Source organism: Streptomyces sp. NPDC091972, from assembly GCF_044756385.1.
Lineage (GTDB): Bacteria > Actinomycetota > Actinomycetes > Streptomycetales > Streptomycetaceae > Streptomyces.
Window position 1 is genome coordinate 608,089 of sequence record NZ_JBIVSV010000004.1, and the last position, 21,850, is coordinate 629,938.

Sequence of the window (21,850 nt, forward strand, 5' to 3'; positions counted from 1 at the left end):
CCCATGGACACCAAGAACGTGAAGAGTGCCGTGGTGACCGGTGCGGGCTCCGGGATCGGACGCGCGGTCGCCGTGGAGCTGCTGCGGGCGGGCTGGTCGGTGACGCTGGCCGGGCGGCGGGCCGGGACGCTGGAGGAGACGGCGGCCCTCGTGCCCGGGGGCGCCGCCCTCGCCGTACGGACGGACGTCTCGGTCCCCGACGACGTGGCCGCGCTGTTCGCCGCCGCCGTGGAGCGGTTCGGGCGGGTGGACCTGCTGTTCAACAACGCGGGGACCTTCGGGCCCGGCGGGGTGCCGGTGGAGGAGCTGCCGTACGACGCGTGGCGGCACGTGGTGGACACCAACCTCAACGGGGCGTTCCTGTGCGCGCAGGCGGCGTACCGGCAGATGAAGGAGCAGGACCCGCGGGGCGGCCGCATCATCAACAACGGCTCGATCTCGGCGCACACGCCCCGCCCGCACTCCGTGGCCTATACCGCGACCAAGCACGCCCTCACCGGGCTCACCAAGTCGCTGTCGCTGGACGGGCGGCCGTACGACATCGCGGTCGGGCAGATCGACATCGGGAACGCGGCGACCGACATGACCGCGAGCATGGGGGCCGGAGCGTTGCAGGCCAACGGGGAGGTCGTGCCCGAACCTGTGATGGACGTGGCCGACGTGGCGCGCACGGTACGGCACATGGCGGAGCTGCCGTTGGCGGCGAACGTGCAGTTCGCGACCGTACTGGCGACGGCGATGCCGTACGTGGGGCGCGGCTGAGCAGCCGATTTGCACAAGCGGAATATGTAATTCCACCCCCATCGCGGCCGGTGGACGGCTTATGCTCATCACACGCCCCCACAAGAGCTTCACATCTGGGGGGCGGCGTTCCATCGGCTTCGCCCGAGGGGGGAGCGCGGCGGCCGTCCATGGGCCGGGTGGGGGTGGATCTCGCGTGGTACCGCGAGATGCGCACCGGTCCGAGGACGGCCGCCGCGCACATTCTCAGCTCACGCACATCCCTTCTCAGCCGGTGCACATCCCTTCCTCACGGCCCCGCAATGCGGCGTCCCTACCTTGAGGGCGCGCCCACAGCGGGCGCCAAGAACCTTCGAGGAACGGGATGTTTGGCATCTATCTCAAGCGCGAGCTGGGCCGGCGCAAGAAGGCGGCCCTGGTCATCGCTCTGGGTCTGGCGCTCGGTATCGCGCTGGTCATCACCGTCAACTCGGTGTCGGCCGGTATGGCTCAGGCTCAGGACAAGGTCCTGAAGTCGCTGTACGGCCTCGGCACCGACATGACCGTCACCAAGGCCAGGTCGGCGCCCACGTCCGGCAGTTCGGGCAGACCGAACTTCCGGTTCGACGCCTCGGCCGACGACAGCTCCGAGACGCAGAGCTCCGACCGCGTGATGACCCAGGGCGGTCAGGCCCTGGCGTCCACGGTGGTCACCGAGGTCGCGCGGCAGAAGGGCGTCGCCGCCGCGGTCGGCGCACTGACCCTGAACGTCACCAAGGTCGACGGCTCCTTCACCCAGGGCAAGGCCCGCAGTTCCGGCGGCACCACCGGGAACAGCGGCCAGGGCGGCCCGGGCGGCGGCGACAGCACGGCCGCTCCCCAGGTCCAGGGCGGCGGCGCCGAGTTCGACGTGAACTCCTACTCCGTCGCCGGCGTGGACGTCACCGACCAGACGCTCGGCCCGCTGGCCGGCTCGAAGATCACCACCGGCAGGACGTTCACCGCCGCGCAGACGAACGCGAAGGTCGCGGTCGTCAGCACGTCGTACGCCAAGGAGAACTCCCTCAAGGTCGGCAAGACCCAAAAGATCTCCGGCACCACGTACACGGTCATCGGCATCGCGACGCCCGACAGCAGCGAGTCCACCACCGACGTCTACCTGCCCCTGAAGCAGGCCCAGACACTGGCCGACGCCGGGAACAAGGTCACCACGATCTACGTCAAGGCGACCGACTCCCAGCAGATCGACTCCGTCAAGGCGGCGATCCAGAAGAACATCTCCGGTACGACCGTCACGACCTCGGCGGATCTGGCCGAGACGGTGTCCGGTTCCCTGTCGACCGCCTCGAACCTCGCGACCAGCGTGGGCAAGTGGCTGTCCGTCGCCGTCCTGGTGGCCGCCTTCCTGGTGGCCGCGCTGCTCACCTCCTCGGCGGTCTCGCGCCGGGTCCGTGAGTTCGGCACCCTCAAGGCGCTCGGCTGGCCGAGCCGCCGGGTCACCCGGCAGGTCGTCGGCGAGTCCATCGTGAACGGCCTGCTCGGCGGCGCCCTCGGCATCGCCCTGGGCCTCGCGGCCGCGTACACGGTCACCGCGATCAGCCCCGAGCTGACCGCCCAGCTCGGCAGCGCCGGCGGCGGTGGCGGCATGGGAGGCGGCCCCGGTAGCGGGCCCGGTCAGCAGTCCGCACAGAACACCATGGAGATCGCGCTCACCGCACCGGTCTCGCTGACCACCATCGCGCTCGCCGTGGGCCTCGCGGTGACCGGCGGCCTGATCGCCGGGGCGATGGGCGGCTGGCGGGCGTCCCGGATGCGGCCGGCGGACGCGCTGCGCAGCGTGTCCTGACAGCGCCCGCCCCGCCGTAACTCCCCCTGTGCCGGGGCGCCGTGTCCACTCCCCCCGAGGCACGGCGTCCCTCTCCTCTCCTCCCTTCTCCTCCTTCTCCACGGACTTCTCTACGGAGCTCTCATGTACAGACTCACGGGCGTCACCAAGCGCTACACGCGCGGCAAGGAGACGGTCGAGGCGCTGCGCGGCGTCGACCTGACCATCGAGGACGGCGACCAGCTCGTCATCCAGGGCCCCACCGGCGGCGGCAAGTCCACGCTGCTCCAGATGATCGGCGGACTGGACCGGCCCACCGAGGGCAGCGTCGAACTGGACGGCGTCGACCTCGCGAGGATCAGCGAGGCCAAGCTGACGCGGCTGCGGGCGGAGAAGATCGGCATCATCTTCCAGTCCTTCAACCTCATCCCGACGCTGACGGCGCAGGAGAACGTGGAGACGGCCCTCGTGCCGCTCGGCGTGAAGCCGGCCGAGCGGCGCGAACGGGCGGCGGAGGCGCTCCGCTCGGTGGGTCTGGGCGAGCGGCTCACCCACGCGCCGGCCGAGCTGTCCGGTGGTCAGCAGCAGCGGGTGGCCATCGCGCGGGCCCTGGTCAAGAAGCCGAAGGTGCTGCTCGCCGACGAGCCGACCGGCAACCTCGACGAGTCGATGCGGGACGAGATCATGGCGCTGCTGGAAGGGCTGTGGCACGAGTACGGGCTGACGTTCGTCATGGTCACGCACGACTCGTCGATCGCCCGGCGGGCGCCGCGACTGGCGACGATCAAGGCGGGGCGGATCACCCTGACCGAGCAGCAGCGGTCCTTCGCCGGGTAGGACGCGGGCCGCTCACCGTTGCAGGATGCGGTTGATCTCGGTCAACTGGCCGTCGGTGAGCGGCCCTTTCTCCATGGCGCCCGCGTTCTGCTCCGCCTGGGCCACGGAACGGAAGCCGGGGATCGGAACGGTCCGCGGGCTGCGGGCCCAGATCCAGGCCAGCGCGCCCTGCGCCAGGGTGCGGCCCTCGCTGGTGAGGATCTCCTTGAGCGCGTCGATGCGGGCCAGCCACTCCGGGTCCGCCGACGTGCCGTCGCCGAAGCCCTGGAGCCAGGCCGGCGGCCTGCTGCGGATGTCCCCGGCGTCCGCGGGTCCTTGCCGCTTGCCCGCGAGCAACCCCATGGCGAGCGGGCTGCGGTTGATGCTCGCGAGCCCCGACTCCTCGCACAGGGCGAGCATCTCGGGCGCGTCCTGCATCACGTTCAGTGCGTGCTGTACGGCCGCGCAGTGCTCCCCCTCGGCGAACACCGCGGCGCGGGCCGGGTCGTCGGTGCTCCAGGCGTAGGCGCGGATGAGCCCCTCGCTGACGAACTCCTCGCACTGGTCCCGGAGTTCGGCCGCGAGCGTCGGGTCGAGGTCGGACAGGTGGAGCTGGTAGAGGTCGATGTGATCGGTGCCGAGGCGCCCCAGGGAGGCGGTGAGGGCGCGGCGGGCGTAGGCCGGGGTGTCGTCCTGGCCGGTGAGGGTGCGGGTGTCCTCGTCGAAGACGTTGCCCCACTTGGTGGCGAGGACGACGTCGTCGCGTCGCTTGCCGAGGGCGCGGCCCAGCACCCGCTCGCTGTGCCCGGCGCCGTAGGTGTCGGCCGTGTCGAAGAAGGTGATGCCGAGGTCGAGGGCGCGCCGGACGGCCCGTACGGACTCCTCGTCGTCGACCTTGCCCCAGCCGAGCGGCTGCCCGTCGATGCTCTGCCATTCGCCGCCGATCGCCCAGCAGCCGAAGCCGAGCGCGCTGACCTCGATGCCGGAGCGGCCGAGAGTACGTGTGGTCTCCATGCTCCGGAACGTTAGGAGTTGGAGTGCGCTCCAGGGCAAGGGCTTTCCGGTTCTTGCCCTCTATGCCTGTCCGGTCTCGAAGCGGGAGATCCTGCCGTCCTCCTGGACCGTGAAGTCCCAGCGGGTGCGCATCTCGCCCCAGGCGTCGTTGCGGTAGTGGGCGAGGAGGGAACGGCCGCCGTTGGACTCGTTGTCGACGTCGAGGTGGCCGTGGGAGGAGAAGATCTCCCGGTCGACCCACTCGTCGAGGTCGCGGTCGCTGCCGTCGTCCGCCATGGTCGCCCCGGGCGCGAGAAGGGCCAGGAAGGCCTCGCGGTCATGGGCGTTGACGGCGCAGACGAAGGCGCGGACGGCCGGGTCGCTGAGTTTGGCGGGCTGCATCGTCATGCCTGCCAGGCTCACACCGCGTGCGCGCGGCCGCCACCCGAACGGCGGCCCGCGTCTTCCGGGCGCGTGTGAGGGGTGCGACGGTGGAAACGCGAGGGGGGTCTCGTTCCACCTCTTCTGCTGGGAGTTCATCGTGACCGCTTACGACCGACGCGATCTGGGCCTGCTGCTGCTCCGGCTGGGAACCGGAGGTGTGCTGGCCGCCCACGGCGCGCAGAAGCTGCTCGGCTGGTTCGGCGGGGGCGGCCTGGAGGGCACGGGCCAGTTCATGGAGTCCGTCGGCTACGCGCCGGGCCGGGCGAGCGCCACGGCGGCGGGCCTCGCCGAGGCGGGCGGCGGCACCCTGCTGGCGCTGGGTCTGGCCACCCCGGCGGCGGGCGCGGCGGCGGCCGGCGCGATGGCCGGCGCCTCCGCGGTGCACGCCCCCAACGGCTTCTTCAACGCGGGCGGCGGCTACGAGTACGCGGCCACGCTGGGCCTGACGGCGGCGGGCCTCGCGGTGACGGGCCCCGGCCGCCTCTCCTTGGACCACGCTCTCGGCCACACGGTGAACCGGGGCTGGATGGTGCCGGTGGCGCTCGGAGCGACGGCCCTGGTGACGACGCTGGTCGTCGGGGCCCGGAACCGGCGGCTCCGGGAGAAGGAGAACGGCGGGGACGACGGCCAGTCGTCGCTGTTCGCGGAGGAGGAGGCGTTGTTCGGGGAGTAGGCGAGCGGGGCCCCTCGCCGTGGCAAGCTCCTGCACATGAGTGATCACGGCACCCCCTCCCCCGACCTCTGGAAGTCCGTCGACGCCCTGTGGACCTGGCTGGAGGCGGATCAGCCGGTGAGCGGCCGGGAGGGCCTGCTGCTGCGCATGCTGAAACTCTCCGAGGAGGTCGGCGAGGTCTCCGAGGCGGTGATCGGGGCGATCGGCCAGAACCCCCGCAAGGGTGTCAGCCACAGTTGGGAGGACGTGCAGGGCGAGCTGTGCGACGTGGTGATCACAGCGCTCGTGGCGCTGCGCACGCTGACGCCGGACACGCGCGAGGTCTTCATGGAGCACCTGACCCGCGTCACGGACCGCTCGCTGGGCCCTCGCTAGCGCGCTCGATCGGCGACGGCCACCTTGCTGTCCGCTGCCGGGGTTCCTCACCCTCACCGTCGGCTCCGTCGGGATGCACGGTCTGACGCTGAAGCTGGTCACGATCGTCACGGCAGTCGCCGTGGGGGCCGTTCGGGGCGGTGCTCGCGGGACGGTCGGGAGAGCGGATCACGGGCTCGGGCCGAGTTCTGCGTTGACCGAGCTCGGCGTTGACCGAGCTCGGCGTTCACCCGTTCGGTGTAAGCCCCGGGCACCCCGCACCCGGCTCCTCGGACGATGAACCGCACGGCGACCCCGTTCCGAGGAGTCTGCCGGGGCGGTTCGGGGTGCGGGTCGCGGATGTCGTGACGTGCACGGAGGGCGGGGGCAGGTGGCTCGACGGGGCGGATCGGGCGATGGCGGTCGTGGAGTGAGCGTGCCGTGCCGGGTCAGGGGGTGGCAGGGCCCCGGACCCGTCGGGGGACGGCCGGATCCGGGGCCCTGGTACGGAGGTGGTCAGGCGATCTGCCGCAGCTTCGGGACGATCACATGGCGGACGTGCTCCTGGACGGTCTGCATCGGGACGCGCTGCGCCTCCAGGACCACCGTGCCGTGCGGAGCGGCGTGCTGCCGCACCGGAGGACGGGACTCCCGTTCGACGCCGCTGCCGACCAGGACGGCGATGAACCGGCCGGTGTCCAGCAGGGAGAGCGCCTCCTCGTCACGGGTGACGCCGACGGTGTGGAAGCCGGCGGCCTCGATGATGCCGGTGGAGGCGTCGACCAGGTGCCGCTCACGGCCGAGGACCAGGACGTTCTTCTCGTTGCTCATGCCGTCACCTCGGTGGGCTCGGGGCTCCCGACGGCCGCGTCGGCGGGCCGTGAGTGCTTGGGCAGGGTCAGGAAGCCGGCGGCGGCGATCACCAGGATGCCGGCGTCCAGCAGCAGGACGGTACGGAACGCGGAGGAGTAACTGACCGAGTCGGCGCGGGCGATGGCCCCGCCGAAGGCGTCGGCGACCCTCGGGTCGTCCTTGCGGCAGACGCCCGGGACCTCGCTCGGGTCGACCGAGTCGGCGCGCTCGCGCACGCAGGTGCGGAAGTCGGCCAGCAGCTGGTCCTCGGAGCCGACCGCGGCACCGCTGAGGGCGGACTTCAGCGCCGGGGCCGCCTCGTCGGCGGCCTCACCCGACGCGTTCGCGACCTGGGCGAAGAAGACCACGCCGGTCAGCGCGACACCGAGGGCCATGCCGAGCTGCTGGACGGTGTTCAGCAGGCCGGAGGCGTTGCCCGCCTGCTCGCCGGGGACCTGGCCGAGCAGCAGGTCCAGGGTCGGCGCGACAATCAGGCCGAAGCCGACACCGGAGACGATGTGCACCGGGATGATCTGCCAGGACGCGAGGCTGTGGCCGTAGTGGGCGACCAGGACGGAGAAGGCGACGAAGCCGATCGCGTTGACGATGCCGCCGGCCACCAGGACGTTGCGGCCGAACTTGGGGACCAGCTTGTCGGGGGCGTTGCCCGCGCCGATGCCCACGCCGATGGCGAAGGTGGCGGCGGTCAGGCCGGCGTGCATCGGTGTCCAGCCGAGGCCCTGCTGGAGGAAGAGCGTCCAGACGAAGAAGAACCCGCCGACGGCGATCCAGAACAGGAACCACACGGCCATGCCGATGGAGAACGAGCGGGAGCGGAACACCCCGAACTCGACGAGCGCGGAGCCGACCTTGGCGAAGCGGCGCTTCTCGTAGGCGAGGAAGACCGCGAGCAGCACCAGGGCGCCGGCGAGCATGCCGTAGGTCCAGGCGGGCCAGCCCAGGCGGCGGCCCTCGGTGAGCGGGTAGACGAGCAGTGCCACGGCGGCGAGGGCCAGCGGCATGCCGAGCAGGTCGAGCTTGGGGCGCTGCGGGGCGCGGGACTCGCGGATCACCAGGGCGCCCGCGATCAGGGCCGCGATCCCGACCGGGACGTTGACCAGGAAGATCGGGCGCCATTCCCAGCCGAAGAGGTCCCACTGCACGACCACGCCGCCGAGGGCGAGGCCGAACACGGCGGAGGAGCCGGTGACCGCGCCGAAGATCGCGACGGCCTTGCCGCGCTCGCTCGGCGGGAAGATCACGTGCAGGATCGCCAGGATCTGGGTGACCATCAGGCCGGCCGCGGCGCCCTGGACGAACCGGGAGGCGATCAGCATTCCGGGGTTGACGGCGACCCCGCACAGCAGCGAGGCGACGGTGAAGGCGGCCATGCCGACCAGGAAGACGCGCTTGCGTCCGAAGATGTCGCCGAGCCGGCCGCTGAGGATCAGCAGGGCGGCGAAGGACAGCACGTACGCCGCGATGACCCACTCGATCTGGGCGTAGTCGGCGTGCAGGTCGCGCTGGATGCTCGGGACGGTGACGTTGACGATCGTCGTGTCGACCAGGTCCATGAATCCGGCGATCAGGACGACGGCGAAGGCCAGGCGGCGCTTCGGGTCGGGTGCGGTGCCACCCGCGGCTTCCTGCGGCGGGGCGGCGGCGGGAGTAGATGCGGAGATGTCTTGGGTCACGGAACAAGTATGCACTTCCAGTGACTATCCCTCAAGGTGATAATTCTTCGGAGGTATCATGGCGGGCGTGACCACCCCATCGCTGTTCGACCACCCCGCCTGCGTGATGACCCACCTCAGCGCCCATGTGCAGGAGCAGCTCGTCGACGTGCTCGCCCCCCTGGGCATCCACCCCCGCCAGTTCGGCCTGCTCGACCTGCTGATCGACAAGGACGGGCTCAGTCAGCACCAGCTCGCCGGGCCGTTGAACGTGCACCGCAACGTGATGGTCGGCCTGGTCGACGAGATGGAGCGGCGCGGCCTGGTGGAGCGCCGCCGCCACCCCACCGACCGCCGCGCCCACGCCGTGCACGTGCTCCCGGCCGGCCGCGAGCTGCACACCGAGGCCGAGTCGCTCATCAGTGGCTTCGAGGCCCGGCTGCTCGGCGGACTGGAGCCGGAGGAGGCGCGGATCTTCGTCACCCTGCTCAAGCGGGTCTTCGTGCAGGCCGGACTCGCCGGAGACCTGCACCCCGGCCTCCTCACGTCCGAGGGCGCGCTCGCCGAGAGCCGCTGACCGGACCGGTTCCGCACGAGGCGGGCCCCGGCGCACGCCGAAGGGCCTGCCCGTCGGCGGTCCCGGCGGGCAGGCCCTCGTGAGCCGGTCCGGTCAGCCGGTCAGCCGGTCCGCGACCAGGTCGGCGGTGCGCAGGGTGTAGGAGTTGATCAGGTTGAGGCTGGTGTGCGCCTCCCTGGGGTGCACCTCCAGCGCGTGCCGGCCCGACCACGCCCGGTCGAGGTCGTACAGCCCCTCGACCGGGAAGATGTCGTCCAGCGCGCCGCCGACGCTCAGCACCTCGGTGGCCGGCGCCGGGCCGGGCTCGATCGCCAGCTCGTCGAAGCGCGGTTGCAGGTCGGCGCCCGGCTCCGCTCCGAAGGCGAACCGGAAGTTGTCCTTCAGTCGGCGCGGCAGGCCGTCGAACTTGGCGATCACCGGCCCGCCGCCGAAGTTGACGACGCACCGGAAGTGCTCGCCGAGCCCTCGGGCCACCCGCAGGGCCAGATAGCCGCCGAAGCTGATGCCCGCGAACGCCAGCCGGCCGGTGTCGATCCCCGGCTCGGTGCGCAGCCCGTCCAGCAGCTCGGCGACCACCGGCTCCATCTCCGCCCGTACCGGGGTGCGGCCCAGCCGTGAGCCCTGGCCCGGGCCCTCGAAGAGCACGGCGGCGATCCCGCGTTCGAGGTAGGCCTCGGCCAGGGCCACGATCTCGACCTCGGTGGCGGAGTCCAGGCCGTTGGAGAGCACCACCGCGGGCAGCGGCTCGCCCGACGCGCGCATCGCCTCGGTGCGCAGCACCCAGTAGCCCGCTCCGGTGCCGGGCAGCGACCGCTCGGTGACGTCGAGGCCGGTGCCCGGCAGGCTGCCGAGGAAGCAGTCCCGGATGCGCTGCCGCAGCCGCTGTTTGACGGCCCGGTCGTCGAAGTACTGGAACTCCGCCCAGTGGTAGGCCGCCGCGGCCGTGCGCAGCGCGCGTCCGCGCCCGGCCTGCGTGCCGGACGCCTCGGCGAGGGCGGCCCAGCCCTCGGCCTGGCTCGTCCAGCGCTCGCGCCACAGGTCCCAGAACCCCGCGGAGGCCAGGTCCAGGTCGTCGGCGGGGAAGCCGTCCAGCGCCGCCGCGATGTCGCCCCAGTGCACCTGCGGGGCGTAGCGCGCGTTGAGGAACATCAGCCGCGGGAAGAGGTAGCCGAGCGCGCGGTACATGTGCTCGGGCACCCGCAGGCGCTCCGTGGTCTCCCTCATCTCCGTCGGCTCATTCATCGGTGCCGCCCCTCAGCAGCACGACCCGGGCCGGGTCGACGGCCGCGGCCACCTCGCCGCGCATGATCTTGCCGTTGGCGCTGCGGGGGAACGGCTGCGGGGTGGCCCAGATCCGGTCGGGCCACTTCTCCGGCGCCAGCGCGTGGCGCAGTTCGGCGGTGACCAGTTCGCGCAGTTCCCTCTCGCCGCGCTCACCGATCGGGCCGCACAGACAGGCGACCGGCAGCTCGTGCGGGCCGTCCGGATTGGGCAGCCCGACCAGCACCACCTCGTCCGCCCCCGGGGTGCCCGCGAGCACCGCCTCGGTCTCCTCGGGGTAGATGCGGTGACCGTTCTCGCTGAGCAGCACCCCGGCGAGCCGGCCCTTGAGGACCAGGTCGCCGTCCGGGCTCCACTCGGCGAGGTCGCCGGTGCGCAGCCACTCGCCGACCGGCTGGATCACTCCGGTGGCGACATCCACGTAACCCTCCATGACCGAGTCGCCGCGGACGCAGATCTCGCCGACTCCGTCCGGGTGGCCGGCCACCGGCTCCAGACGCACCTCCAGGGAGTCGTCGGGCCGGCCGATGCAGTAGACGTGCTTGAGGGGGCGCTCCTCGGCGTGGCCCTGCTCGTCCAGGAAGCAGAACGGGCCGTACGTCTCGGTCAGCCCGTAGCCCTGGATCCAGTCGCAGCGCGCCAGTTCGCGGCCCTGTTCGAGCACCGCCCGGGGCACGGCGGCGCCGCCGTAGGAGATCACCCGCAGGCAGGACAGGTCGTCCTCGCCGGTGGCCGCGGCGGCCACGAACTGCTTGAGCGCCACCGGGCGCAGCGCCAGGTGGGTGCCGCGGTGGCGGGCCACCTGCGCGGGCCACTGCGCGGGGTCCGGGGTCTCCGGGAAGACCACGGTGGCGTCGTGCAGCAGCGCGCCGAAGGAGTTGATCACACCGGTGGTGTTGTTCATCAGGCCGGTCATGAAGATCCGGGCGGTCGGGCCGTAGCCCATGGTCCGGGTGACCCAGCCGATCCTGGTGACGATGTGCGCCTCGTTGATGCTGATCGCCTTGGGTTTGCCGGTGGTGCCGCTGGTGAAGAGCACCAGGAAGTGCTCCACCGGCTCGGGGTGGCGCACCTCCACCTCCGCGTCGGGCGCCTCGCCGGTGGGGAACGGCAGCTCGACCACGGTCGCGCAGCGCTCGCGCAGCACGTCCAGTCCGGCCCGGTCGCGCTTGAAGTGCAGCACCACGTCGGGCTCGGCGGCCTCCGCGATCGACAGCCACTCGGGCAGCGCCGCCGTCTGCAGGCCGTACGGCATCAGCAGGTGCAGTCCGAGCGAACTGGCCGCGGCGAGGAGGAACACCGCCTCCGGTCCGTGGTCCAGCAGGGCCAGCACCCGCCGGCCCGGGGCCAGGCCGCGGTCGAGGAGAGCGGCCTGGGTACGGGCCACCTCGTTGCGGACCTGGCGCCGGGTCAGCGAACGGCCGCCCGCGACCATGCACACCCGGTCGGCCTCGGCGTCCGGCGACAGCGCGAGGCCGACCAGCTTCGGCGTCGGGGTCATGGGCGTCGCACCACCGATGCCGCGTACGCGCAGGCCGCCCCCATGGTGGCGCGGCTGTTGGCGCCCAGGGTGTCGCGGACGTGGGCGCACGCCTGGTCGACGGTGGTGCCCGCGCCCAGTACCCGCTCCACGGCGGCCGGGTCGAGCGCCACGGTGTGGTGCGAGACGATCGCGGTGCCGCCGGCCGACTTCTCGAACTCCCAGCGACCGCTGTGCCCGGACAGCAGGGCGGGCAGCACGGTCTGCTTGTAGGAGATCGACTCGCCCGGCACGCACAGCCGGACCGAGGCGGTGGTGTGGGTACGGCCGTCGGCGGTGACCGTGTCCATCTCCATGTGCTGCACTCCCGCCGGGTCCTCGGTGAGGTCGACCCGGCCGACGTGCGGCAGCCGCTCGGGCCACAGGTCCGACCGGTGCACGAAGTCGTAGACGTCGGCCGGGTCCACGCCGGGCTCCTCCATCCGGTCGGAGAAGGAGAGAACCAACCGCTCCGGCGGGTAGGGGAGTTCGGCGAACCCGCCGATGGCGGCCAGCTCCTGGACGCTGTTGCGGTCCACCGCCTGCGCGATCCACTCCAGCGCCCGGGGGTCGTCGTCCACGGCGGTGAAGGCATGGGTGAGCACGATCCGGGTCCGGCCGTCGTCGGCCGGGTGGAAGGACCAGTCACCGGACATCGAGGCGACCGGCGCGGTGGAGCGGTCCTGTCGGAAGGTGATCCGCAGGTTCCGCGGGTCCAGGGTGCGGCGGGAGGTCCAGGTCGCCACCGTGCCGTTGGTCCGCGCCCACAGTTCGATCCGCTCGTCGGCGCCGTGCCGCTCGATCTGCCGTGCCCGGATGCACGGCCCGAGCAGCACCGGCCACCGGCTCACGTCCGCGACCAGCGCGTACAGCCGGTCGGCGGGCGCGCGCACCAGCCGGCTGTGCTCCATCTCTCGGGTGAGCGGACTCATGCGGCCGCGGCCTCCTTCGCGGAGCGCACCAGCTCGGCCAGGTCGCGCGGCGTACGGGCTTCGAAGAGCAGCTCGTCGGGCACCGACACACCGAACTCGCGCTCGATCGCGGAGGCGGTCTCCATCAGCGCCAGCGACTCGTAGCCGAGCTCGTCGAAGGAGGTGTCGGCGAAGTCGGCCTCCGCGGCCTGGGACTCGGGGGCGCCCGCGCTGGCGATGATGACACGGCGGATGTCGTCCACGGTGATGTTCACAACTGTCTCCTCAGGAAAGGTCGTTGGTGGCGTCGGCGTCCCAGGCACGGACGACGACGGCCGAGTTGAAGCCCCACAGACCGCGGGCGACCACGAGCGCGGTGCGCACGTCCGTCTTCCGGGCCCGGTCGAGGACCAGGTCGATGCCGTACTCGGCGGGCACCTCGCGGGTGCCGGGCGTCGGCGGGATCACGCCGTCGCGGATCGACAGCAGCGCGGTGGCGACGTCCAGCGAGCCACCGCCCGCATAGGTGCGGCCGGATCCGGCCTTCGGCGCCGTCACCGGCACCCCGCCGGCGCCGAACACCTCGCCCAGCGCGGCCGCCTCCGCCCGGTCGAGCTCGGGCACACCGACCCCGTCGGCGAGGACCACGTCGACCTCGGCGGCGCTCACCCCGGCGTCGGCGAGTGCCGCCTCGACGGTGCGGCGCAGCGCCGGGGGCCGGCCGGAGCCGGGCGCGGGGTCGAAGCCGCTGGCGTAGCCGGCGATCTCGCCCAGGATGTCCGGGGCGCCGCGGCGCAGGGCCGCGTCGGCGTCCTCCACCACCAGCAGCGCGCCGCCCTCGCCGGGGACATAACCGCCGGCGTCCCGGTCGAAGGGCAGGTAGGCGCGGTCCGGGTCGGTGCCGGTGCACAGCCGGCCGCCCGCGATCTGCGAGGCCCAGCCCCACGGGTCGAGCGCGGAGTCCACGCCTCCGGCGACCACCAGAGGGGTGCCGCGGCGCACCGTGCGCCGGGCGTGGCCGAGGGCGTCCAGGCCGCCGGCCTGCTCGGTGACCAGGGCGCTGGAGGGGCCGCGCATGCCGTGCCGGATGGAGATCTGACCGGCGTTCACCGCGTAGAACCAGGCGAAGGACTCGTAGACGCTGACCGTCTGCGGGCCCTCGGTCCACAACTTGTGGAACTCGCGGTGGGTGAACTCGAAGCCGCCGAGCGCGTTGGCGGTGACCACGCCCATGTCGTAGTCGACCAGGCTGGCCGGGTCGACCTTGGCGTCCTCCAGCGCCCACCCGGCGGCGACCAGCGCGTACCGGGTGGAGACGTCGGTCTGCGGGAGCAGGCGGTCCGGCAGGTGGTCGGCGGCGTCGAACCCGGGGATCTCACCGGCCAGTTTCGCCGGGTACTTCGCCACGTCGAACCGGCTGAGCTCACCGAGCCCGTGCCGGCCCTGCCGGGTGGCGGCCCAGTACTCCTCGGTGCCGAGGCCGTTGGCGGCGAGCGCGCCGATCCCGGTGACTACGGTCCTGGTCATTCCCTCTCCCCCGTCGGACGCCGCAACACCATCGCGGTCTGGAAGCCGCCGAATCCGCTGCCGACCGTCAGCACGGTCCGCACGTCCCGTTCCCGGGCGGTCAGCGGCACGTAGTCGAGGTCGCACTCCGGGTCGGGCTCGTGCAGGTTGGCGGTGGGCGGCACCACGCCGTTCTTGATGGCGAGTGCGCAGGCGGCGATCTCCACCGAGCCGATGGCGCCCAGCGAGTGGCCGACCATCGACTTGATCGAGCTGACCGGCGTGCGGTACGCGTGGTCGCCGAGGGCGCGCTTGACGGCGGCGGTCTCGTGCCGGTCGTTCTGCTTGGTGCCGGAGCCGTGGGCGTTGATGTAGTCCACGTCGGTCGGGTTGACGCCGGCCTGGTCCAGGGCGACCCGGATCGCCTCGGCCATCTCCCGGCCGTCGGGCTTGAGGCCGGTCATGTGGTACGCGTTGCAGCGGGTGCCGTAGCCGGTGACCTCGGCGTAGATCGGAGCACCGCGGCGCCGCGCGGACTCCAGGGTCTCCAGTACGAAGACCGCGGCGCCCTCGGCGAGCACGAACCCGGTGCGGGAGCGGTCGAACGGGCGGGAGGCGGTCTCCGGTTCGTCGTTGCGGGCGGTGGTCGCCTTGATCGCGTCGAAGCAGGCCACCACGATCGGGGTGATCGGGGTGTCGGTGGCGCCCGCCACGATGACGTCCGCCGAGCCCTCCTGGATCAGCTGGAGGGCGTGCCCGACCGCGTCCAGGCCCGAGGTGCAGCCGTTGGAGACCAGTGACACCGGTCCCTCCGCGCCGACCTTCCACGCCACCTCGGCCGGCATCACGCTCGGCGCGAGGTAGTCGAACATGTGCGGCGACAGCCACTCGTCGCTGTCCACCAGCCAGTTGCGGCCGGAGTCGGACAGCACCAGGTACTCACGCTCCAGGCTGGTCGCGGCGGCCACCGCGCTGCCCAGCGTGACGCCGATGCGCGCGGGATCGATGCCCGCGAAGTCCAGGCCGCTGTCCTGCACGGCCTCCTGGGCGCAGACCACGGCGAACTGGGTGGCCCGGTCCATGCGGCGGATCTCCCGCCCGCTGAGCCCCTCCCACACCGGGTCGAAGTCCGCCTCGCCGGCGATCTGCGACCGGTACGGCGACGGATCGAAGAAGCTGATCCGCCGGGTCGCGGTGCGGCCCGCGGTGAGCAGGTCCCAGAACTCCTTGGTGCCCCGGCCTCCCGGGGCTCGTACGCCGATGCCGGTGATGACCACTCGTCGGCTCATCACAACCCCCTCTCTCTAGAAACCGTCGTGGTCGACGAGCCGCTCCTGGTTGCGCAGCCGTCCGTCCTCGCGGACCAGGACGTCGCGCACCACACAGCTGCGGACCATCTCGGGACCGCCGCCGGGGCGGGTGGTGAGCACCAGCGCGTAGCAGGTGCTGCGGAGCCGGCCCGGTGCCGACTGCTCGACGTCGACCATCGTGAACAAGTGGCGCCGCTGCTGCGGGTCGGCGACGAACCGCTCGCGCACCTCGTGGAGGTCGGACAGGATGCCGGCCCGGGTGCGCGCGGGCTCCCGGCCGGGCGTGTGGCCGAAGACCGCGTCGTCGGTGAACGTGTCGGCGTACTCCTCCACCTTGCCCGCGTCCAGCGCCTGCATCTGGCGCGCGTAGTACTGAAGAACCTCTGCGTACAACTCGGCGCTGACGCCGGTCGACTCCATCTCCTCGAACTCCTTCACGCGACCGTTGATTGCGCTCAGTCTTCAATCGCCCCCAAGAGCCCCGGTCGAGCCCGGCTCAATGCCGTCGGGGGGGCTGGAGGGGGGCTACGGGGGGACGGGTCGGTTGGGGTTGGGGCAGAGGGGGGGAGGGCTGGGGCAGGGCTGGACTGGGCGCGGGCCGGTTGGGTCTGGAGGCGGGGATCGCCCGGGTGCGAGCCGACTGAGCCGGGACAGGGCTGGACAGGGCACCAGCTGGACTGCACTTGGGCAGAACTCGACCGGACACGAGCCGACGAGGGCTGGGGCGGGGCTCGACCGGGTGCGAGCCGACTGAGCCGGGGCAGGGCTCGACAGGGCACGAGCTGGACTGCGCTTGCGTAGAAGTCGACCGGCTGCGAGCGGACGACGGCTGGGGCGGGGCTCGACCGGGTGCGAGCCGCCCGGGTCTGCCACACGGCGCGACCGGGCGCGAATCAGCCCGTCTGGCACAGGACATGACCGGGCGTGAGCCACCCGGGCCCGGAGCAGGGTTGGTCCAAGGCCGGAAACCACCCCGGTCTGGAGCCGGGCTCCACCCGACCCGAACCGCCCGAACCTGGCACAGAGCACGGCCCAGGGCGCGAGCCCACCGGAGTCGGGCGCAGAGCGCAACCAGGAGCCGAACCATCCCGGCCCGGCACTGGACACAACCAACCCGCAGCACCCCGGCCCGGCACAGAGCACGACCAGAGCCCCCCCGTGGGACACAGAACACGGTCAGAACCCGCACCCCCCGGCCCAGCGCCAGAACCGACCAGAACGCGAGCCGCGCAGGTCTGGAGCCGGGCTCGACCGGGGCGCGAGGCGGCGCGGCGACCGTGGTGGGCATGAACCCATCCACTTCCACCGCCACCGAGCGCAAGGTCGCGCTGGTCACCGGTGCCACCAGCGGCATCGGCCACGAGATCGCCCGTACCCTGGCCCGCCAGGGCCACGCCGTCTACCTGTGCGCCCGCACGGAGAAGACCCTCGAGGACACCCTCGCCGAGCTGCGCGCCGAGGGCCTCGACGTCGACGGCAGCACCTGTGACGTCACCTCGCCCGAGCAGGTGCGGGCGCTGGTCGCCGCCGTCGTAGAGCGTTACGGGCGCCTCGACGTGCTGGTCAACAACGCCGGCCGGCCGGGCGGCGGGGCCACCGCCGAGGTGCCCGACGAGCTGTGGTTCGACGTCATCGACACCAATCTGAACAGCGTCTTCCTCGTCACCAAGGCCGCGCTGACCGCCGGCGGCATGCTGGAGCGCGGCACCGGACGCATCGTCAACATCGCCTCCACCGGCGGCAAGCAGGGCGTGGTGCACGCCGCGCCGTACACCGCCTCCAAGCACGGCGTGGTCGGCTTCTCCAAGTCGCTGGGCCTGGAGCTGGCCAAGACCGGCATCACCGTCAACGCGGTCTGCCCCGGCTTCGTGGAGACCCCGATGGCCGAGCGGGTGCGCGAGCACTACGCCGGGATCTGGGGCGTGGACGAGCAGGAGGCCCACAGCCGGATCACCACCCGGGTGCCGCTCGGCCGCTATGTGGAGCCGAGCGAGGTGGCCGCGATGGTCTCCTACCTGGTCTCCCCTGGCGCGGCGGCGGTCACCGCGCAGGCCTTGAACGTCTGCGGCGGCCTCGGCAACTACTGATCGGCCCGTCTTCACGCGCGACGTAGGGCGCCGGTACCTCGGTCGAGGTACCGGCGCCCTACGTCGCGCGGGGACCGGGCAGTCAGACCTTGAGCACCTGGTCGACCCAGCCACGGGCGGCCGGCTCGAACTGCAATGCCACATGGGTGGAGATGGCGGTGACGTCCCGCCACAGCCGCTGCATGGGACCGGAGAGCGCCTGCCCCCGGGTGCCGGCCTGCCGGAACAGGCGGTCCACCGCGGTCACCGACAGGTCGACGGCGAGGGCGCAGTCCCGCAGGTTGCGGGTGGCCTCCAGCGGGCCGGCGACGGCGCCCTCGTCGGCGAGCCGCGCGGCCCGCCCGAGGAGCAGCCGGGCCGCGTCCACCTCGCCGGCCGAGCGGGCCAGCGCCTGCTCGGCGGAGCCCCGTACGCCCTGCACGCCGGTGGTGCCGGGCAGCTGCGGGGCGTTGGCGGCCTTCTCCGCGAAGTACGCCGTGAAGGTGCGGACCATGCCGAGCGCGGCGCCGACCGCGGGCGCGGCGAACATCAGACCGTTGACCGCCTGGAGCGGGGCCCGGTGGCAGGCCGCCGCCGGGCCGCCCCAGGCCTCGCTGGTGCGTCCGGCGAACAGGTCGGCCCGGTCGAAGGAGAGGTGCTCGGGCACGAACACCTCGTCCAGGACCAGGGTGTTGCTGCCGGTGGCGGCCATGCCGACGCTGTGCCAGGTGTCCTCGATGCGGTACGCGGAGCGCGGCAGGGCGAACAGCCGGGCGTCACTGCCCGTCCCGGTCTCCACCAGGCCGCACATCAGCGCCCAGTGCGAGTGGGAGACGCCGCTGATGTAGGGCCAGCGGCCGCGCACCAGCCAGCCGCCGGGGGCCGGCACGGCGGTGCCGAACGGTGTCACCGACCCCACCAGCACCGCGTCCGGGCCGTTCGCCCACACCTCGGCCTGACCCTGTTCGGGCAGGAACGCCCCCGCCATCCGGGCGATCGAGGCGATCAGCGAGGCGCACCAGGAACTGGCCGGGCACTCCTCGGCGATCACCTCGACCGCCTCGACCAGGTCGGTGAAGGATCCGGCGGTGCCGCCGACCGCCGCGGGCACGAAGTGCCGGGCGAATCCCGCCCGGACGATCTCCGCGAGTACGGCCGGCTCGACGTCGCGGGCCCGTTCGGCGGCCTCGGCACGGCGTCCGGCGGCGGGGGCGAGGGCGGCCGCGGCGGTGACCAACCCGGAGGTGGGTGTGACGGCATCCGGGGCGGTGGGCGTGACGGCGGCTGCGGCGGTGGGCATCTGTCTTCTCCTCACGGATCGGTGCTCAGGAGGCGGCCGGCAGCCGGTGGAAGGTGTTGCGGAAGAAGGTCAACGGCCCCTCCTCGCGCTGCACGGCCAGGTCGATCACCTCGCCGATGACGATCACGTGGTCGCCCCCGTCCACCTCGCGGTCGATCCGGCACTCCAGATAGGCCAGCGCGTCGGAGAGCACCGGCACACCGCTGATTCCCGGCCGGGTGTCCGCCTGGACGGTGTGCCGGGTGTGCCGGCTGGCGAAGGACCGGCACAGCTCCTCCTGGTCGGCGGCCAGGATGTTCACCGCGAAGGCGCCGGTGCGCCGGAAGACCGGCAGTTCGCCCGAGTCGTTGTGGATGCAGACCAGGATCAGGGCCGGGTCGAGGGAGACCGAGGTGAAGGAGTTCACCGTCAGCCCCACGGTCCGCCCGGCACCGCCGGTGGTGATCACGGTGACGCCGGTGGCCCAGTGGGCGCAGACGCTGCGGAACGCCTGCGGGTCCACCAGGGCCGGGCCCGGCTGGAGCACACTCGCCGCACGTCGCTCGCTCATGCCGCACCCTCGAGCAGCGGGTCGACGAACAGGCCCTGGCTGCCTTCGGAGATCTTCTCCGCCTCGGCCAGGGTCAGCAGCACCGGTCCGCTGTACAGGCCGTCGCCCTGCCAGTCGTCGGGACGCAGACCGACCGCGTACGGGTTGACCGGCACCTCCGGGTCCAGGGTGCTGTCGAGCTTGCGGGCGGCCCGGTGCAGGACGGCGACGGCCAGTGCCTCGGCGACCTTGACGTTCCGGGCGATCTCGGCGGCCAGTTCGTCGTCGGTGTAGTCGACCACGAGGGTGGCGTGGCTGTCCTTGATCGCCTTGGCCGGCACATAGGCGGCCGCCGGCCCGTCGGTGACGACCTTCTCCAGTTCGTTCCAGTCACGGAAGACCTGCTGGACGCGGTCGTTGAGCGTGAACAGCTTCTCCAGGTCGCCGCGCACCCGCTGCATGAACGCGAAGTCCAGGAAACGGTCCTTGACGAAGGTCAGCACCACACCGACGTGGTTGAGCATGGCGTCCCAGCACAGCTTGGGCACCATCACGGCGGGGTTGCCGAAGGCCGGGTAGTGGTCCTCGACCTTGGAGAGCACGAACTGGAAGGTGCGCAGGTGGAGTTCGTTGTAGAACTCCAGCCGTTCGGTGATGTCCTCGCCCGCGAAGTCCCGGGTGACCAGGTCGGTGGTGACGCTGTTGCCGTAGCCGATCATGTCCGAGCCGGGAGAGTAGAAGGCGTCGGCGAAGGCGCCGGCCTCGCCGACCAGCATCCAGCGGTCCGGCGAGTACACCCGCTCGGTGCCGAAGGCGAAGTCCTTCAGGCTGATGAAGTCCGCGACGTCGCCGGTGCGGCCGTCGACGACCTCGGCCAGTTGCGGCTCGTTGGCGCGCAGCCACTCCTGGACCTTCTCGAAGGTCTGGATCTCCTCGTACGGGTGGACCCGCGGGTCGGCGCAGACGCCGACCGAGATGTGGTCCGAGCCGAGCGGGATCAGCCACACCCAGTAGCCCTCGCCCATCAGGTGGTTGGTGGAGAACCTGCGGATGCCGGGGCGGTTCATCCGCTCCATCCAGCCCGGGTCGTCCTTGCCCCACTCCTCCAGGTCGATGCCGCCGGTGAGGCGGAACCAGGAGGCGTTGATGGTGTGCGACACCTCGCGGGACAGACCCAGCTTGCGCTTGACGAAGTGGGCGCGCCCGGCCGCGTCGACCAGCCAGCGGGCGGTGAGCGTACGCTCCTCGCCGCCCTGGGTGTACGTCACCGTGTGGTCCTGGTCGCCTTCGCGCAGCTCGATGTCGGTGATCGAGGCGCCCTGGCGCAGGTCCGCGCCGGCGTCCAGCGCCATCCGGGTCAGCTCGTTCTCGAACCGGCCGCGGTCGATCTGGTAGTTGTCGTGGGCGGGGAACTCCCGCGGGCCGAGCTCGATGCGCCGGGTGATGTCCTGGTTGCCGCCCGCGGGCTGGAAGAACCGCAGGCCGTTCTTCTTCAGGTGGAACTTCTCCAGGTGTTCCTTCATCCCGACGATCTGTGCGAAGTAGTGCGCGCCCGCCGGCACCGTCGACTCACCGACCTTGAACGCCGCCTCCGGCGCCAGGCCCTGCCGCTTGTCGAGGATCACCACGTCCGTCTCCGGTCGCGCGTTCTTGAGCTGGACCGCGAGCGTGAGACCCGCGAGCCCGCCGCCGAGGATCACCACATCGGTCGTAGCCTGATCCACCATCGCTCCTCCTGCTGGTAACAAGTCGTCTGAAGTCTGTGCGGGCGCTCTCGTAGCCCGCTCAAGCCCGCGTGGAAGCGGTGGCCCACCGGTTCACATCGGTTCGGCGACCGCCTCGCCGACCACTTCGGCGACAGCTTCGGCGACCACTTCGGCGACCACTTCGAACAGGCCGGGGTTGGCGGTGGCGTACGGCGGGTTGACGGCCTTCCGGGCCTGGAACTCCGGGTCGGCCTGGAGCGCCTTCCACGCGTCGACGCTGGCGTAGTGGGCGACGTTCACCAGGGGCAGCGAGGCCTCGCCGACCGCCCGGTGCATACGGAAGTCAACGAACCCGGGTGACTGGCTGGCCCGTTCGGCCCGGGGCCGCCAGGCGTCGAGGAACTCCTCGACCCGCTCGTCGGGCAGCTCGAAGGCGTTGATCATCGTCACGCCCGCACCGCCGGGCCGCTGCCCGGAGGCGACTTCACCGATGGCCCGGTAGACCCCGCGATGGACGGTCTTGGCGTACTTCTCCGCGCCCGGGCCGCGCTGCTCGCCGGACACCGCGGCGGCCAGGTCCGCAGGGCTCGCCCAGTCGGCGACCGCGACCAGGGGGAAGCGGTGCTCGGCGCGCAGGGCGCGGTGCAGACGGGCACCGCGGAAGCCGGGCGCGGTGCGCAACGGCTCCAGGTGGGTGCGCCAGCCCGCGATGAACTCGTCGGTGTTCTCGACCGGCGCTTCGAGCACCGCGATCAGGGTGACCGGGCCGCTCTCGTCCTTCGTGCTCACTGGTGG

22 protein-coding genes are annotated in these 21,850 nt (G+C 72.1%); 7 read left to right on the forward strand and 15 right to left on the reverse strand.

Features of this window, described 5'->3' with window-relative positions; all coding sequences use genetic code 11:
• The first annotated feature begins 3 nt into the window (after positions 1-3).
• From ACIQJT_RS15340 to ACIQJT_RS15350, 3 genes are all read left to right on the forward strand, one after another.
• The gene (locus tag ACIQJT_RS15340; protein ID WP_365451056.1) at positions 4-762 is read left to right on the forward strand and encodes an SDR family oxidoreductase; all 759 of its coding nucleotides are present in this window, start codon (positions 4-6) and stop codon (positions 760-762) included.
• Between the two features lie 343 nt (positions 763-1,105).
• On the forward strand, positions 1,106-2,566 hold the full coding sequence (locus tag ACIQJT_RS15345; protein ID WP_402643551.1) for an ABC transporter permease: 1,461 nt from the start codon (positions 1,106-1,108) through the stop codon (positions 2,564-2,566).
• Between the two features lie 123 nt (positions 2,567-2,689).
• Entirely contained in the window at positions 2,690-3,382 is a 693-nt protein-coding gene (locus tag ACIQJT_RS15350) for an ABC transporter ATP-binding protein (RefSeq protein WP_365451052.1), read from the forward strand.
• Positions 3,383-3,394: 12 nt separating this feature from the next.
• Here ACIQJT_RS15350 and ACIQJT_RS15355 read toward each other — a convergent pair whose 3' ends face one another.
• Together ACIQJT_RS15355 and ACIQJT_RS15360 are read right to left on the reverse strand one after the other, a co-directional pair.
• A complete protein-coding gene (locus tag ACIQJT_RS15355) occupies positions 3,395-4,375 on the reverse strand; it encodes an aldo/keto reductase (RefSeq protein WP_402643553.1) in 981 nt (326 codons plus the stop codon).
• Positions 4,376-4,435: 60 nt separating this feature from the next.
• A complete protein-coding gene (locus ACIQJT_RS15360; protein WP_402643556.1) occupies positions 4,436-4,762 on the reverse strand; it encodes a nuclear transport factor 2 family protein in 327 nt (108 codons plus the stop codon).
• Between the two features lie 133 nt (positions 4,763-4,895).
• On the opposite strand from ACIQJT_RS15360, the gene ACIQJT_RS15365 reads away from it, so the two are divergent.
• Together ACIQJT_RS15365 and ACIQJT_RS15370 are read left to right on the forward strand one after the other, a co-directional pair.
• On the forward strand, positions 4,896-5,471 hold the full coding sequence (locus ACIQJT_RS15365; protein WP_365451046.1) for a DoxX family membrane protein: 576 nt from the start codon (positions 4,896-4,898) through the stop codon (positions 5,469-5,471).
• Between the two features lie 36 nt (positions 5,472-5,507).
• Entirely contained in the window at positions 5,508-5,846 is a 339-nt protein-coding gene (locus ACIQJT_RS15370) for a MazG-like family protein (protein ID WP_402643560.1), read from the forward strand.
• Positions 5,847-6,341: 495 nt separating this feature from the next.
• Here ACIQJT_RS15370 and ACIQJT_RS15375 read toward each other — a convergent pair whose 3' ends face one another.
• Positions 6,342-6,656 (reverse strand): hypothetical protein, encoded by a 315-nt coding sequence (locus tag ACIQJT_RS15375; RefSeq protein ID WP_365451042.1) that lies wholly within the window; start codon positions 6,654-6,656, stop codon positions 6,342-6,344.
• On the reverse strand, positions 6,653-8,371 hold the full coding sequence (locus tag ACIQJT_RS15380; protein WP_402643563.1) for an MFS transporter: 1,719 nt from the start codon (positions 8,369-8,371) through the stop codon (positions 6,653-6,655). Before ACIQJT_RS15380 ends, ACIQJT_RS15375 begins: the two co-directional genes overlap by 4 nt.
• A gap of 67 nt (positions 8,372-8,438) precedes the next feature.
• On the opposite strand from ACIQJT_RS15380, the gene ACIQJT_RS15385 reads away from it, so the two are divergent.
• Positions 8,439-8,927, forward strand: a complete 489-nt coding sequence (locus tag ACIQJT_RS15385) for a MarR family transcriptional regulator (protein WP_365451038.1) — start codon at positions 8,439-8,441, stop codon at positions 8,925-8,927.
• A 93-nt stretch (positions 8,928-9,020) separates the two neighbouring features.
• Here the strand turns inward: ACIQJT_RS15385 and ACIQJT_RS15390 are convergent, their stop codons facing one another.
• Genes ACIQJT_RS15390 through ACIQJT_RS15420 form a run of 7 tightly spaced genes read right to left on the reverse strand, consistent with a single transcriptional unit; the run spans position 9,021 to position 15,892 of the window.
• The gene (locus ACIQJT_RS15390) at positions 9,021-10,169 is read right to left on the reverse strand and encodes an alpha/beta hydrolase family protein (RefSeq protein ID WP_402643565.1); all 1,149 of its coding nucleotides are present in this window, start codon (positions 10,167-10,169) and stop codon (positions 9,021-9,023) included.
• Positions 10,162-11,709 carry a class I adenylate-forming enzyme family protein gene (locus ACIQJT_RS15395; RefSeq protein ID WP_402643568.1) on the reverse strand — a complete coding sequence of 516 codons (1,548 nt, stop codon included), beginning with the start codon at positions 11,707-11,709 and terminating at the stop codon, positions 10,162-10,164. Before ACIQJT_RS15395 ends, ACIQJT_RS15390 begins: the two co-directional genes overlap by 8 nt.
• On the reverse strand, positions 11,706-12,659 hold the full coding sequence (locus ACIQJT_RS15400) for an aromatase/cyclase (RefSeq protein WP_365451032.1): 954 nt from the start codon (positions 12,657-12,659) through the stop codon (positions 11,706-11,708). The genes ACIQJT_RS15395 and ACIQJT_RS15400 overlap by 4 nt, the downstream gene beginning before the upstream one ends.
• A complete protein-coding gene (locus tag ACIQJT_RS15405) occupies positions 12,656-12,913 on the reverse strand; it encodes an acyl carrier protein (protein WP_402643570.1) in 258 nt (85 codons plus the stop codon). The genes ACIQJT_RS15400 and ACIQJT_RS15405 overlap by 4 nt, the downstream gene beginning before the upstream one ends.
• A gap of 10 nt (positions 12,914-12,923) precedes the next feature.
• Complete coding sequence (locus ACIQJT_RS15410) at positions 12,924-14,165, reverse strand: ketosynthase chain-length factor (protein ID WP_402643572.1); 1,242 nt, start codon at positions 14,163-14,165, stop codon at positions 12,924-12,926.
• Entirely contained in the window at positions 14,162-15,433 is a 1,272-nt protein-coding gene (locus ACIQJT_RS15415; RefSeq protein ID WP_402643575.1) for a beta-ketoacyl-[acyl-carrier-protein] synthase family protein, read from the reverse strand. Before ACIQJT_RS15415 ends, ACIQJT_RS15410 begins: the two co-directional genes overlap by 4 nt.
• 15 nt (positions 15,434-15,448) lie before the next feature.
• A complete protein-coding gene (locus ACIQJT_RS15420; protein WP_402643578.1) occupies positions 15,449-15,892 on the reverse strand; it encodes a nuclear transport factor 2 family protein in 444 nt (147 codons plus the stop codon).
• A gap of 848 nt (positions 15,893-16,740) precedes the next feature.
• Between ACIQJT_RS15420 and fabG the strand changes: the two genes are divergently transcribed.
• Entirely contained in the window at positions 16,741-17,541 is an 801-nt protein-coding gene (gene fabG / locus ACIQJT_RS15425) for a 3-oxoacyl-ACP reductase FabG (RefSeq protein WP_402643580.1), read from the forward strand.
• Between the two features lie 82 nt (positions 17,542-17,623).
• Here fabG and ACIQJT_RS15430 read toward each other — a convergent pair whose 3' ends face one another.
• The 4 genes from ACIQJT_RS15430 to ACIQJT_RS15445 all read right to left on the reverse strand — a co-directional run bounded on the left by ACIQJT_RS15430 (position 17,624) and on the right by ACIQJT_RS15445 (position 21,844).
• Positions 17,624-18,820: a hydrolase gene (locus ACIQJT_RS15430; RefSeq protein ID WP_402643583.1), complete on the reverse strand. Its 1,197-nt coding sequence runs from the start codon at positions 18,818-18,820 to the stop codon at positions 17,624-17,626.
• 25 nt (positions 18,821-18,845) lie between these two features.
• Positions 18,846-19,370, reverse strand: coding sequence for a flavin reductase family protein (locus ACIQJT_RS15435; protein ID WP_280894409.1), 525 nt, complete (start codon positions 19,368-19,370; stop codon positions 18,846-18,848).
• Positions 19,367-21,076 (reverse strand): FAD-dependent monooxygenase, encoded by a 1,710-nt coding sequence (locus tag ACIQJT_RS15440; protein ID WP_365451019.1) that lies wholly within the window; start codon positions 21,074-21,076, stop codon positions 19,367-19,369. Before ACIQJT_RS15440 ends, ACIQJT_RS15435 begins: the two co-directional genes overlap by 4 nt.
• 90 nt (positions 21,077-21,166) lie before the next feature.
• Entirely contained in the window at positions 21,167-21,844 is a 678-nt protein-coding gene (locus ACIQJT_RS15445; RefSeq protein ID WP_402643587.1) for an antibiotic biosynthesis monooxygenase family protein, read from the reverse strand.
• Positions 21,845-21,850: the final 6 nt, after the last annotated feature.

Bases quoted from the DNA above. Each gene is read 5' to 3' on its own strand.
- ACIQJT_RS15415 (WP_402643575.1), bottom strand. From the start codon at position 15,433: ATGAGCCGACGAGTGGTCATCACCGGCATCGGCGTACGAGCCCCGGGA.
- ACIQJT_RS15360 (WP_402643556.1), bottom strand. From the start codon at position 4,762: ATGACGATGCAGCCCGCCAAACTCAGCGACCCGGCCGTCCGCGCCTTC.
- ACIQJT_RS15345 (WP_402643551.1), top strand. From the start codon at position 1,106: ATGTTTGGCATCTATCTCAAGCGCGAGCTGGGCCGGCGCAAGAAGGCG.
- ACIQJT_RS15340 (WP_365451056.1), top strand. From the start codon at position 4: ATGGACACCAAGAACGTGAAGAGTGCCGTGGTGACCGGTGCGGGCTCC.
- ACIQJT_RS15440 (WP_365451019.1), bottom strand. From the start codon at position 21,076: ATGGTGGATCAGGCTACGACCGATGTGGTGATCCTCGGCGGCGGGCTC.
- fabG (WP_402643580.1), top strand. From the start codon at position 16,741: ATGAACCCATCCACTTCCACCGCCACCGAGCGCAAGGTCGCGCTGGTC.
- ACIQJT_RS15435 (WP_280894409.1), bottom strand. From the start codon at position 19,370: ATGAGCGAGCGACGTGCGGCGAGTGTGCTCCAGCCGGGCCCGGCCCTG.
- ACIQJT_RS15410 (WP_402643572.1), bottom strand. From the start codon at position 14,165: ATGACCAGGACCGTAGTCACCGGGATCGGCGCGCTCGCCGCCAACGGC.
- ACIQJT_RS15395 (WP_402643568.1), bottom strand. From the start codon at position 11,709: ATGACCCCGACGCCGAAGCTGGTCGGCCTCGCGCTGTCGCCGGACGCC.
- ACIQJT_RS15400 (WP_365451032.1), bottom strand. From the start codon at position 12,659: ATGAGTCCGCTCACCCGAGAGATGGAGCACAGCCGGCTGGTGCGCGCG.
- ACIQJT_RS15390 (WP_402643565.1), bottom strand. From the start codon at position 10,169: ATGAATGAGCCGACGGAGATGAGGGAGACCACGGAGCGCCTGCGGGTG.
- ACIQJT_RS15375 (WP_365451042.1), bottom strand. From the start codon at position 6,656: ATGAGCAACGAGAAGAACGTCCTGGTCCTCGGCCGTGAGCGGCACCTG.
- ACIQJT_RS15350 (WP_365451052.1), top strand. From the start codon at position 2,690: ATGTACAGACTCACGGGCGTCACCAAGCGCTACACGCGCGGCAAGGAG.
- ACIQJT_RS15355 (WP_402643553.1), bottom strand. From the start codon at position 4,375: ATGGAGACCACACGTACTCTCGGCCGCTCCGGCATCGAGGTCAGCGCG.
- ACIQJT_RS15370 (WP_402643560.1), top strand. From the start codon at position 5,508: ATGAGTGATCACGGCACCCCCTCCCCCGACCTCTGGAAGTCCGTCGAC.
- ACIQJT_RS15430 (WP_402643583.1), bottom strand. From the start codon at position 18,820: ATGCCCACCGCCGCAGCCGCCGTCACGCCCACCGCCCCGGATGCCGTC.